This is a genomic window from Flexivirga sp. (genome assembly GCF_035551235.1).
GTDB lineage: Bacteria > Actinomycetota > Actinomycetes > Actinomycetales > Dermatophilaceae > Flexivirga.
Genome location: NZ_DASZNO010000050.1, coordinates 20,065 through 32,622, shown reverse-complemented (window position 1 = coordinate 32,622; position 12,558 = coordinate 20,065). Strand labels below are relative to the sequence as shown.

Sequence of the window (12,558 nt, the reverse complement as noted above, 5' to 3'; positions counted from 1 at the left end):
AACGGGTACCCCGACCGACAACCTGGCACAAAGGTACGGCGTCTACTGTGACGGGGCTGATTTGTGATCGGCACGATTCGTCGGTCAGACTCGTTCATCCACAACGATCACAGAACGGTAACGAACTCCAGGTGAAGGCAGGCGAATGACGGGCAACGTCGGGGGCGTCGGTGGACGACGTCCGGTACCGGACCATGACCCGGACGAGACCATCATCGCCACCCGGCGAGAGCTCGTGCGTCGTCAGGCCGCGGCACGCCCGACCTCCGGCTCGCGCGCGGACCTGCGCGTCGCCCGAGCACGTGATGTCCGCCGCGCTCTGGGCCTGACCGCCCTGTCGGTGCTGTTGCCCGGCCTCGGCCTGTTGTGGACCAGGCGCAAGATGCTCGGTCTCGCCATGATCGGCGCGGCCCTGATCGGCGCGATCTGCTTCGGCATCATCGTCTCCAGCGGCGGCCTCATCCACGGTGCCGCGCAGTTGCTCACCAAGAAGGGCCTGGTGCTGCTGCTCTTCTGCACGATCGGCGGCGGCCTGCTCTGGGTCGCGGGCATCGTGCTGACCGCTATGACGACGACGGGACGGCGGTGGCCAGAACAGACCCGCTGGATGCACCGCATCTTCGCCACCGTGATGTGCCTGGTGGTGGCCGCACCTGCCGCGTATGCCGCGCACGACGTGTGGATCACCCGCAACGCGTTCAACAACATCTTCCACGACCGCTACACGACCAACTCCGACGCTGCGACACCCGGCAGCGGAAGCAACCCGTGGGCCGACGTGCCGCGGGTCAACATCCTGCTCTTCGGCTCCGACGCCGGCGCCGATCGCATCAAGCAGCGCCCGGACTCGTTGATCGTGGCGAGCGTCGACACCAAGACCGGTGACACCGTTCTGATCAGCGTGCCGCGCAACATGGGTCACGCGCCCTTCCCCAAGAGCGACCCGCTGCACAAGCTCTACCCTCACGGCTTCACCAAGCTCCCCGGCCAGACCGACAATGCCGCCGGTCTGATGGAGGCCGTCTGGCAGGCCGGCGAGGATCACAAGGACCTGTTCCCCGCGGACGACCCCGACCCGGGCATGACCGCGACCCGGGACGCCGTCACCGGGATCACCGGCCTGAAGATCGACTACACCTCCACCATCGACCTCAAGGGTTTCGAGCAACTGGTCAACGCCATGGGCGGTGTCTGGGTCAACGTGAAGCCGGACCCCAACTCGAACACCGACCCGAAGCTGGGCATCCCGATCGGTGGCCGCATCATCAACGGTCAGATCCAGCCCGGCTCGATCACCGGCTACATCAAGCCCGGCTACCAGAAGCTGAACGGCCATGACGCGCTGTGGTACTCGCGCAGCCGCGTCGCAAGCGGGGACGACCAGCGCATGCGCCGCCAGCGCTGCATGATCAACAGCCTCGTCTCCCAGGTGAACCCCTTCCAGATGGTCCAGAAGTTCCCGTCGATCATGCAGGTCGCCGCCAAGAACATCCGGATCGACATCAGCCAGGACGACCTGCCGGCGTTCGCGGAACTTGCCCAGAAGATGAAGAGCGGCAACATGCGCTCGGTCGACATCTCGAATCCGGTGAGCAACAGCAACCCGGACTACACCAAGATCCACGCGCTGGTGAAGAAGGCCGTCACCGCCAAGCACAACAAGAAGGCGCCGACGCCGAAGAAGAGCAAGAAGGCAGCGTCCAGTTCGTCGACGACTCCCTCGAGCAGCTCCAGCAGTACGACGGCCAACCCCATCAGCAACACCGCCGACTCCTGCTGACCGGGTCGGTTCTCCAGTGCGCAACTCCCGCCCCACAGCCACGTTCATGCCATGGGGTTGGATGGTGCCATGAGTTCACGCACTGTGTTGGGAGTCACCGCGGGAGCCCTGATCATCGCGGGCGGGGCCGGCGGCTACATGTACTGGCAACAGGCCGACAGCGTGAACAAGCAGGATGCGGCGGCCAAGGCGGCGGCGACCGAATTCGCGCACGACTGGTCGGCCCGCACGCTCGGTGAGGCGACGTACATCGGCACCAGCGGGAAGGGCGCGGCCGACAACTTCGCAACAACGACCGCAGCGCTGGGCAAGGGCCCGATCAAGGTAGACGTCACGAAGTTCAACCGCGACGGCAAGACCGCAACCGCGACCCTGCACGTCGCGTGGACGCTGGCCGACAAGCGCACCTTCACCTGGGACGACCCGATCGCGCTGGCGAAGCAGGGTCAGTCGTGGGGCGTCAAGGTCGACTCGTCGACGTCGCTGTGGCACCCGAAGCTGCAGGCGTCCGACGCGTTCCTGGTGCACCAGGAGAACGGCCTGCGCGGCGAGATCAGGGGTGCGGGTGACAGCGGCATCATGATCAACCAGAAGGTCTATGACATCTCGATCGACCCGACGAAGGGCACCGACGCCTCGATCGGTCAACTGCAGAACGTCCTGAACATCACCGGCCTGGTCGACAAGTTGCACGCGGCGAAGAAGGCTCATTCGCAGGCGCTCATCCCGGTGATCACCTATCGCCAGGACGACTACATCATCTATCAGAACGGCGTCGAGGGCCTGGACGGCGTCGTGGTCACCAGCCGCAAGCAGCCGCTCGCAGCGACCCGCACCTTCGCGCAACCGCTGCTGGGCGGCGTCGGCCCGGTCACCGCCGAGATGATCAAGAAGCACCCCAACACCTACCGCGCGGGTCAGATCGCCGGGCTCTCCGGACTGCAGGCGCAGTATGACGCGACGCTGCGCTCCACCCCCGGCTTCACCATCACGCCCCGGTCCAACACCTCGACGGTGCTCTTCGGCAGCAAGGCCAAGAACGGCAAGAACCTCTCGGTCACCCTCGACCCGCGGGTGCAGAACGCCGCCGAGAAGGCTCTGGAGTCGCAGAAGGACAAGCCCGCCGCGATCGTGGCGGTCAACGTCAAGACCGGCAACGTGAGTGCGGTCGCCAACTCGCCGTCATACGGCATCAACCGCGCGCTGACCGGACGCTACGCACCGGGCTCGCAGATGAAGATCGCGACGACCTACGCGCTGCTGACGCACGGCTTCGACCCCAACAAGGTGGTCCCGTGCCCGCAGTCGGTCTTCGTCAACGGCTACCGCATCGGCAACTTCGAGGGCGAGACGGCCGGGCACCCGAAGTTCACCGAGGACTTCGCGAAGTCGTGCAACACCGCCTTCGTGAAGGCCTCCTCCGACTTCAGCGACACCGAGCTGCAGCAGGCCGCGCACGCGCTCGGCTTCGGCGTCGACTGGAGCAAGCAGGTCGGTGTCGACGGGGTCTTCGCCGGCAACGTGCCGACGGCGAGCAACCCGACCGACCGGGCGGTGTCGGTCTTCGGCCAGGGTCGTGTGCAGGGTTCGCCGCTCGCCGTCGCCGTGATGTCCGGATCCGTCGCGCGCGGCTCGATGATCCCGCCGGCACTGGTGACCTCCCCCGCGCCCGGCGGCTCACGGACTGCAAAACCGTTGAACAAGAAGGCGGTTCAGGAGCTCCGGAAGCTGATGCGCAACACCGTCACCCATGGAACCGCCACGGCGGTCAAGAAGGTGCCGGGTGGTCCGGTCTACGCCAAGACGGGCACGTCGGAGTGGGCCGAGGGTGGTAAGACCGGTGTCAACGGCTGGCTGACGGGCTGGCAGGGCGACACCGCATTCTGCGTGCTCGTCGAGGACGTCGCGAAGGGCAAGAGCGGCGGCGACACCGCGGCGCCGGTCGCCGCGAAGTTCCTCACCACCCTCGCGAACAGCTGACTGCGCGAGGACGAAACATCGTGGGTGACAGTCGGGGTCCCCGCGAAGTATCGGAGGAGCGGAGCGGGGGAGAACTTCGTGGGGTGAACACGAAGCCCCGGCGAGCGCTGCTGCGCTGCCGGGGCCTTGTGCTGGTCGGGCTCTGTGCCCGCCATGGATCCTGCTAAATCTGGGGTGCTACCTCGAGAAGTCGATCAGACCGGGTTGACGTTGGCCGCCTGCGGGCCCTTGTCACCCTGGGTGATCTCGAACTCGACGCGCTGTGCCTCTTCGAGGCTGCGGTAACCCTGAGACTGGATCGCGGTGAAGTGGACGAAGACGTCCGGACCGCCGCCATCCTGGGCGATGAAGCCAAAGCCCTTTTCAGCGTTGAACCACTTGACGGTTCCCTGTGCCATTGGGGGTAACTCTCAATCTATTGTTCTTCGTTGCGTGCGACCGCGCACTTTACGCGGCCGCGAGACCGCCGAGGCATCCCCCCAATGGGTGAACCGTCCGCTCACAAACTCGGCGCCCAACGTGGAGTCGGGCGCCGCACCAACGAGGAACTGCAACAGCAGTCGAGGCTCGACCGTAGCACGCGGAAGGTGCACGGCAGGTGTCCGACAGTTGACCGATCTCACCGGCTGAACGACGCCGATATCCGCCGCGTCACGAACAGTGATCCGGGACGCTCGTCCACCTCACGGGCAGCCCCGACACCGGTCGCGGATCGGCCGGGCCCGTCACGGTCCGCAGCTAGTCTGGCGTGATGATCGAGCGCGCGGGCGAGTTCGCATTTCCGTATGCGTTCCACGGCGGTTCGGACGACGTGACCGTCGAGTGGCACGCGTTCGACGAGCTCCGCCTACCTGTCGCGGTCCAGACCTGGCGGCTGCCGCCCGGTGCTTCCGAGGGGATGCACACGCACGACACGGAGGCCGAACCGCTCGAAGAGCTCTACCTCGTGCTCCACGGCAGCGGCCGGATGCATGTCGACGACGACGTCCACGACATCGGCCCGGGCGACTGCGTGCTGGCCCCTTCCGGAACCCGGCACGACCTCGCCAACACCGGCGACGACGAACTGCGCGTCCTGGTCGTCTGGGGCCGGCCCGGCGACGCCGACTGGTCGGCCTTCGGTTCGGCCGCGATGGCACGCGAAGCGCGCAAGGGTTGAGCGGTCTCGACCAGCTTCAGTGGGTCTCGCCCTAATCGACCAGCTTGACCCGCTGCGCGGGTGGGCCGCCCAGCGCGCGGGTGAGGTCGTCGGCAGCGGCGCGACAGTCGCCCACCAGATGTGAAAGGCGTTCCTGGTCAACGCGATAACGGGGTACGGCGAGCAGGATCGCGGCGATCAGGCGGCCGCGGTGGTCGTGCACTGCGGCTGCGATGCCGACCTCGTCCGGTGTCGTGTCCCCGTCGTTGACCGCGATGCCGTCTGCGTCATTCGCGGTCAGTCGCCGGTATGCCGCCCGACTGCTCGGCGTCGCGGTGAAGAACCGCTCGCGCTCGTCCTCGGGCAACGCAGTCAACCGCACACGCACCGAAGCGTCCTCGACGCGGCTGTAGCGGGTGCCCAGCTCGGTGGCGTGTTTGATCGGGTTCGCCGACGGCACCTGCTCGACGATGACCGCGGCGAAGTCGTCCCAGATGACCAGTGAACTGGTCTCCCCGGTGCGCTCGGTCAACTCGGTCAGCACGGGCAACGCCGCGCGTCGTACGTCAAGGTTGGCGAGCAGTGCGCCCGCGACGCTGAGCAGGCCCAGGCCGAGGCGGAACTTCTTGGACAGCGGGTCCTGTTCGACCAGGTCCTCCGCCTCGAGCGTGCTCATCATCCGCGACACGGACGACTTGTGCAGCCCGATCTCCTCGGCGATCTCGACGACGCCGAGCACCGGGCGCTCCGGACTGAAACAGCGCAGCACGGCCATCGCGGTGGCGACCGGCGAGGTGCCGCGTGGCGCCTTCGCCATCGGCTCCTTCGGGGGCTCGGCGCTGTTCATCGCGCTCATGACTCGAGCGGCAGCGTGCCGATGTCCTCGGCCCACACCCGCGGAAAGCGTTCTTGGAACTGCGTCATCAGCTGCGCACAACGGTCGTCGCCGAGTACGAGCACCGTCACTCCTCGGCTCCGCAACCAGTCGAGTTCGCCCGGGAATGTGTCGCTTTCGCCCACCACGATGTCAGTGATGCCGAATTGCACGATCGCGCCGGAGCACATCGCGCACGGGGCGAGGGTCGTGTGCAGGATCGTGCCGGCATACGAACCGATGCGCCCGGCCCGCCGCAGGCAGTCGATCTCGCCGTGTGCCGTCGGGTCACCGTGTTGCACGCGCTGGTTGTGTCCCGATGCGAGCAACCGGCCGTCGCGCTCGAGCGCGGATCCGATCGGCACTCCGCCCTCGGCGAGCGCTGCCGACGCCGCGTCGACGGCGGCCTCGAATGCCGGGCGCGAGTAGCGCGCACGCAGTTCGTCCTCGTTCATCTCGGTCCTCCCTTCCGGTCCCGGGTCCCCTGTGATTGTGGCGCATGATCCCGGCATACGCGTTTGAACACGGGCACCGGTGGACGCGGACCGTTCCGCGTCCACCGGTGCCCGTGGCCATCAGGCGCTGATGATGTTCTGCTCCGGGCCGAACGGGAACTTGGTGATGTTCTCGGCACCGTCGTCACCGACAACCAGGATGTCGTGCTCGCGGTAGCCGCCCGCGCCGGGCTCGCCGTCCGGGACGGTGATCATCGGCTCCATCGAGACGACCATGCCGGGTTCGAGCACGGTGTCGATGTCCTCGCGCAGCTCGAGACCGGCCTCGCGCCCGTAATAGTGCGACAGCACCCCGAAGGAGTGTCCGTAGCCGAACGTGCGGTTCGGCAGCAGTCCGTGGCTGACATAGATCTTGTTGAGCTCGGCAGCGATGTCCTTGCAGACAGCGCCGGGTTTGATCAACTCCAGGCCCGCCCGGTGCACCTCGACGTTGACGTTCCACAGCTCCAGGGAGCGCGCGTCGGGCTCACCGAGGAAGAGCGTGCGCTCCAGGGCTGTGTAGTAGCCGGAGGACATCGGGAAGCAGTTCAGCGACAGTATGTCGCCCTCCTGCAGCTGCCGAGTGGTCGGCCAGTTGTGCGCCCCGTCGGTGTTGATACCCGACTGGAACCACACCCAGGTGTCGCGAATCTCGCTGTTGGGGAATGTCTTTGCGATCTCGTGGACCATTGCTTCGGTGCCGGCGAGCGCCACTTCGTACTCGGTGACGCCGACCTTGATCGCCTGCCGGATCGCCTCGCCACCCAGGTCGCCGATGCGGGCGCCGTGCTTGATGACCTCGATCTCCTCCGGCGACTTGATCATCCGCTGGCGCATGGCGGCCTGCGACACGTCGACCAACTCGGCGCCGTCGAGCGCCGCGGCCAGCCGGTCGCGCAGCATCAGCGGCAGCTGATCGTCCTCGACCCCGATCCGCTTGGCGGTGACACCGCGCTGCTTGAGGGCCTCTTGGATGGCGAAGTAGTAGTTGTCGCGGTTCCAGTCGGTGTAGACGATGTTCTCGCCATACGACCGGCGCCACGGCATACCGGCGTCGATGTTGGCGGTGATCGTCACCGTGTCGTCGGCCGTCACGACCATCGCGTAGGAGCGACCGAAGTAGGTGAACAGGAAGTCGCTGTAGTACTTGATCGAGTGGTACGACGTGAGCACGACGGCGTCGAGCCTCAGGTCGGCCATGATCGACCGCAGCCCGTCGATGCGGCGCTCGAGCTCGGCGTCGCTGAAGGTCAGCGGCACCTTCGATCCGTTGTGCAGCACCTTGATTCGCTCGAGGTCGGCGACGTTGCTCACGGGGGCGGTCGTGGTGGTGGTCATGGATGTCTCCTTGTTTTCTAGAGGTTGTCGTTGGGACGGCCGAGCGGGTGTCCGTCACCGCTCTGGCCGGGCTGTGGGCCGGGGTCAGGGAGCCGGCGATGAATTTGTATGTCGGACAACGTTTTTGCACTGTGCTCAGCAATCTGCTGCAGGGTCGCGAACCACACGCCGTCCAGGGACGTGATGTGCTCGACGAGTTGCGAGAGTGCGCTGAGTCGCGTGGGTCGCCCGGAGATGAACGGGTGATTGGTGAGGACGAAGCAATTGCCGGCCGTCGCCGCCACGGTCGCTTCGTCGGACCACATCTGCAACGCCTTGCGGGGTGACTCGATGAGGCCGCTGCCGGTCCACTCCGGGTAGAACCCGAACTGCTCCCAGTCGTCGAGCGCCCAGTCGACCGGAATCTCGACCAGGTCACCCGCGGCGCTCTCGCCCGAGGTGAAGCGGTAGGGCACGTCACCGTCCAACAGGCTTGAGTCGTAAGCGAATCCACGCTCGAGCAGCATGTCGGTCGTGCGGTAGTTGTACTCCCACCACGGTGCCCGGTAACCGACCGGCCGCACGCCGACGCGGTCCAGGCTCTCCAGCCCGCGGTCGAGCATCTCGGCCTCTTGCGCATCGGTGAGCGAGGTCGTCTTCTCGTGCATCCAGCCGTGGTGCGCGACCTCGTGTCCGCCGTCGACGATCGCCCGCACCATGTCCGGGTAGAGGTCGGCGGTGTAGCCGGGCACGAAGAACGTCGCCCGTATGGCGTGGTGCTCGAGCATCGCCAGGAGTTTCGGCACCGCCACGGTGGGGCCGTAGCTCTGGTGGCTCATCAGCGACATACGACGGTGGAAGGTCGAGTCGAAGGCGAGCGCGCCGGCTTCCGCGTCGACGTCGAAGGTCAGCGATGCCGCGAATTTCTTCCCGTCCGGCCAGGCGAAGCCCGACGGCGGATGGAAGGGCTGCTGGGTGGTGTCGGTCATGCGGAGACCTCCTGCGCCCGGTCGCGGACTGCCGCGTCCTGCTCGCAGGACTGGAGTTCCTCGACCGCCTGGTGGTCCGCGACGTCGCCGCGCAGTCCGAGCGGAATTCCGGCGTGGATGCGGGTGCGGAAGCGTCGGTAGCCGGTGGCGAAATAGATCGTGCCGGACGTCAGAGTCCCTGCCAGCCAAGAGAAGTCGGCTCCGCCCAGGGCTCGCGCCGCCGGTCCCTGCAGGGCGGCGATGCCGCCATACATGAACATCCAGGTCATGAACAGGCCACAGAAGAACGCGATGATCGCGTACTTGTTGACCGCTTTGAGGTGGGTGTCCTCCGGGTCGCGGAAGAGGTAGTCGAAGTTGCGGTGCTTGCGCTCGAAGATGAAGTAATGCACGGCCATGATGCCGCCCCAGGTGGCGACCCAGCCGGCGATCGCGACGAGCCAGGTGTCGACGACAGTGGCGAAGTCACCGGCGAACATGAAGCCGATCACCGCACACATGGACAGCGCACCGACCAGCAGCGACAGCTTGCGCCGCGAGATCTTGATGTCCAGGGCCTGGCTGGCCACGCTGAACGTGTACATGTTGATGATGTTGGTCGCGATCGGCCCGTGGATCACCAGCAGGATGATCGGGATGGCCATGGTGCCGAAGTTGCCCGCGATCAGCTGGCCGGGGTCGGCCTTGGGGTTGGTGGTCGCCAGCGAGGCGCCGAGGGCGCCGAGCCAGATGACCGGGACGATCATGCCGGAGACGCTCGCGAAGTACAGCTTGCGGCGCGGCACGGTCCTACTGACGAAGCGCGAGTAGTCAGGCGCGTAGGTGAACCAGCCGATCCCCCAGCCGATGCCGATCGCAGTCATGATCGCCGACATGGTGGCGAAGCGTTCGGTGCCGTGCAGCCCGGCGCCCTGGAAGCCCCAGTTCACATCGACCTTGGTCCACGCCAGGATCGTCATGATCGTCAGCACGACCATGGTCGGCGGCATCGACCAGCGCTCGAAGGCGGCGATGGCGCGGTAGCCGAGGATGCAGATGGTGACCTGCACGATCATGATCACGGCGGCCACCGCGATGCGCGCGGCGTAGTTGTGCGCGTCCGGGTCGACCCAGCCGAGGAGCCCGAAAAGGCTCATCACCAGGTCGAGGATGATCCAGGTGTTGACCGCCGCCCAGCCGATGGCGACGATCGCCTGTATGGCGGCCGGCAGATACGCACCCTTGCGCCCGAAAGCACCACGGGACAACAGCATTCCGGTGGCACCGGACCGCTGGCCGAGCAGCACGAAGAAGCCGAAGCCGAACATTCCGATCAGGTTGCCGACGACGAGCACGACCATCGTGTCGCGCAGGCTCAGGCCGAGCTGTACTCCGAGCGCGCCCAGGATCCAGTTGATCGGCGCGACATTCGCGCCCAGCCAGATCCAGAACTGGCCGGAGACCTTCGTGGTCCGCTTCGACTCGGGGATCGGTTGCAGCACGTCCTCGACGTCGGCCGTCTGGGCCTCGTCGGGAGTTGCATCAGTGGTTTGCATTCCGATTTCTTTCTGGGGGAAGGGTTTCCGGGCTCGGGACGTACGTGTCCCAGTTGGATGCCACGACGACTCAGCGTTGTCGCGGGATCCGATCGTGTCGCCCGCGATCACGGGACTCGCGCGGCGGAAGCCGCTTCGGTGATCGAAGATGCCTCGCCGGGGTCGTGATCCCCGGCGCTCGACAGATTGCGGTGCGCGGTCTCCCGAGCAAGCAACACGGCGACCATCGAGACGGTGGCGGCGCCCATCAGATACCAGGCGGGCGCCAGCTTGCTGTGCGTCACGCTGATGAGCAGCGTGGCCATGAAGGGAGCGGTGCCGCCGAACAGCGCGTTGGACAGATTGAAGCTGATGGCGAAACCGCTGTAGCGGACGTGGGTCGGGAAGAGCTCGGACAGGAAGCTGGGCAGTGTGCCGTCGTTGAGCGTCAGCATCGCGCCGAGGAGCACCTCCACGATCACGATGACCGCGAAGGAGTGCGAGGCCAGCAGCATGAAGGCCGGGACGGTGAACAGGATGAACAACGCCGACGCACTGAGCAGGACCCGGCGACGTCCGAACCGGTCCGACAATGCTCCCGTCAGGATGATGAAGCCGACATAGGTGAGCAACGCGATCGTGGTGGCGACGAACGACCGGGTCTCATCCAGGCCCATCTCCTCCGTCAGGTATGTCGGCAGGTAGCTCAGGATCACGTAGAAGCCGACCGCGTTCAGAAGCACCGCGCCGGAGGCGATGACCCCGACCCGCCAGTAGCTGGAGAGCAGTTCCTTCGTCGGCGCGCGGACGGCGTCATCGTTGCTGGCCAGTTCACGGAATTCGGGCGTGTCCTCGAGCTTGTTGCGGATGTACCGGCCGATCAGCCCCATCGGCGCCGCCAGCAGGAAGGGCACCCGCCAGCCCCAGGAGTGAATCTGATCGGTCGACAGGGTGGCGCTCATGAGAGCCGCGAGCAGCGAGCCGAAGAGCAGACCGGTGGCGGTGGAAGCAGGGACTACGGCGGCATACCGACCACGCTTGCTCGGCGGTGCGTATTCGACGAGGAAGGCGGAGGACCCGGCGTACTCACCCGCTGCGGAAAATCCCTGGACGATGCGAACGGCGAGCAGCAGTGCTGGTGCGAGCATCCCGACCGAGGCGTATGACGGAAGCAGTCCGATACAGAACGTCGCACCCGACATGATCAGGATCGAGAACGCGAGCGCGTTCTTGCGTCCGACCCGGTCACCGAGGCTGCCCCAGAAGAACCCGCCGATCGGCCGGACGACGAACGAGATGGCGAAGAGCGCGTATGTCGAGAGCAGGGCGGCGGTCCTGTTCCCGGACGGAAAGAACACGGTGGCGATGGTGGTGGCGAGATAGCCGTAGACGGCGTAGTCGAACCACTCGACAAAGTTGCCGATGAAGCTCGCGACGATGACGCGGCGGCGGGTTCCCTTGCTGACTCCGTGTCCGTCGTGGGCTCGCAGGTTTCCGCTGAGCGAATAGCGCTCATCGATGCTTTCAAGTTCGGGTCGGTGCTTCGGTTCGGGCATGCGCCCTCCTTCCGAGCGTTGCGTTCACTGCAACTGGGTTGCACCGAAGGTAGAAGTGACCGACATCACTGTCAACCCCTACCGGGCAGTAAAGAGCTGGCCGCACCCTCCGAACATTGAAAGGCGGTCCGCTGGAAGGTGTTTCGCACTCAGAGAACGGTGCGGATGCGGACCTCGAAGGCCTGCATGTGCTCGAGCATCAGCCGCTCGGCATGCTCACTGTCGCCGGAACGCACCGCTTCGAGCAGCTCGATGTGCTCGACGATGTGCGATCCCACATCGTCGAGTCGCGGCGCGGCCACCGACCAGATCCGGGTGGCGAGATTGCCGTAGCGCACCAGCGCTGTTTCCAGGTGGTCGTTGTGCGTCGCCCGGTAGATCGCGCGGTGCACCTGCAGGTCCCACTCCATGTGGTCGCGCGCGGAGGTGTCGGCCGGCAGCGCAGCGAGCCCATCGCGCAGCTTCTCCAGCTGCCGACGATCCTCCGCAACGGCGCGCGTTGCGCCCAGGCCGGCCGCCAGCGGCTCCAGAACCCGACGAATCTCGGAGATCTCCGACAGCGCCGTGATGTCCACGCGGGTCGCGAAGGTGCCACGGCGCGGATAAGTGACGACCAGGTGGTCGGACTCCAGGCGCTTCAAAGCTTCGCGCAGCGGCGTGCGACCGACCGCCAGCTCCAGGGAGAGCGCCTGCTCGCTCAACGGCTCCCCCGGCGCGATGTCCAGCAGCACGAGGCGCTCCTTGAGGGCTTCGTAGGCAGCCTCGGTCAGCGATCCGTTGGTCCGCAATGCGCTGGGCTCATGGTTGGGCACGGATCGAATCATGGCAGCACCTCCAAGCCTTGACACCGGACGATCGGGCGCCTAGCTTACCCGACAACTGATATATCAGTTGTCGACTTCAACGTGCGGGAGGA

The 12,558-nt window shown here is 66.1% G+C and carries 11 protein-coding genes; 3 read left to right on the top strand and 8 right to left on the bottom strand.

Translation table 11 applies throughout. The features are described 5' to 3' along the window. Nucleotides 1-145: 145 nt before the first annotated feature. Nucleotides 146-1,780 (top strand): LCP family protein, encoded by a 1,635-nt coding sequence (locus tag VG502_RS19520; RefSeq protein WP_325551831.1) that lies wholly within the window; start codon nt 146-148, stop codon nt 1,778-1,780. 69 nt (nt 1,781-1,849) lie between these two features. Further along, nucleotides 1,850-3,760, top strand: a complete 1,911-nt coding sequence (locus tag VG502_RS19515) for a penicillin-binding transpeptidase domain-containing protein (protein WP_325551829.1) — start codon at nt 1,850-1,852, stop codon at nt 3,758-3,760. Nucleotides 3,761-3,954: 194 nt separating this feature from the next. Here VG502_RS19515 and VG502_RS19510 read toward each other — a convergent pair whose 3' ends face one another. After that, nucleotides 3,955-4,158 carry a cold-shock protein gene (locus tag VG502_RS19510; RefSeq protein ID WP_325551828.1) on the bottom strand — a complete coding sequence of 68 codons (204 nt, stop codon included), beginning with the start codon at nt 4,156-4,158 and terminating at the stop codon, nt 3,955-3,957. Between the two features lie 353 nt (nt 4,159-4,511). On the opposite strand from VG502_RS19510, the gene VG502_RS19505 reads away from it, so the two are divergent. Further along, a complete protein-coding gene (locus tag VG502_RS19505) occupies nt 4,512-4,919 on the top strand; it encodes a cupin domain-containing protein (protein ID WP_325551827.1) in 408 nt (135 codons plus the stop codon). A gap of 31 nt (nt 4,920-4,950) precedes the next feature. Here the strand turns inward: VG502_RS19505 and VG502_RS19500 are convergent, their stop codons facing one another. From VG502_RS19500 to VG502_RS19470, 7 genes are all read right to left on the bottom strand, one after another. Continuing rightward, complete coding sequence (locus VG502_RS19500) at nt 4,951-5,754, bottom strand: IclR family transcriptional regulator (protein ID WP_325551826.1); 804 nt, start codon at nt 5,752-5,754, stop codon at nt 4,951-4,953. Next, a complete protein-coding gene (locus tag VG502_RS19495) occupies nt 5,751-6,227 on the bottom strand; it encodes a nucleoside deaminase (RefSeq protein WP_325551825.1) in 477 nt (158 codons plus the stop codon). Before VG502_RS19495 ends, VG502_RS19500 begins: the two co-directional genes overlap by 4 nt. A 120-nt stretch (nt 6,228-6,347) precedes the next feature. Further along, nucleotides 6,348-7,604 (bottom strand): M24 family metallopeptidase, encoded by a 1,257-nt coding sequence (locus tag VG502_RS19490; protein ID WP_325551823.1) that lies wholly within the window; start codon nt 7,602-7,604, stop codon nt 6,348-6,350. A 17-nt stretch (nt 7,605-7,621) separates the two neighbouring features. Then, nucleotides 7,622-8,572, bottom strand: coding sequence for a polysaccharide deacetylase family protein (locus tag VG502_RS19485; RefSeq protein ID WP_325551821.1), 951 nt, complete (start codon nt 8,570-8,572; stop codon nt 7,622-7,624). After that, the gene (locus VG502_RS19480; protein ID WP_325551820.1) at nt 8,569-10,107 is read right to left on the bottom strand and encodes a purine-cytosine permease family protein; all 1,539 of its coding nucleotides are present in this window, start codon (nt 10,105-10,107) and stop codon (nt 8,569-8,571) included. The genes VG502_RS19485 and VG502_RS19480 overlap by 4 nt, the downstream gene beginning before the upstream one ends. Nucleotides 10,108-10,214: 107 nt before the next feature. After that, nucleotides 10,215-11,642 (bottom strand): MFS transporter, encoded by a 1,428-nt coding sequence (locus VG502_RS19475; RefSeq protein WP_325551819.1) that lies wholly within the window; start codon nt 11,640-11,642, stop codon nt 10,215-10,217. Between the two features lie 149 nt (nt 11,643-11,791). Then, nucleotides 11,792-12,454 carry a GntR family transcriptional regulator gene (locus VG502_RS19470; protein WP_325551818.1) on the bottom strand — a complete coding sequence of 221 codons (663 nt, stop codon included), beginning with the start codon at nt 12,452-12,454 and terminating at the stop codon, nt 11,792-11,794. Nucleotides 12,455-12,558: the final 104 nt, after the last annotated feature.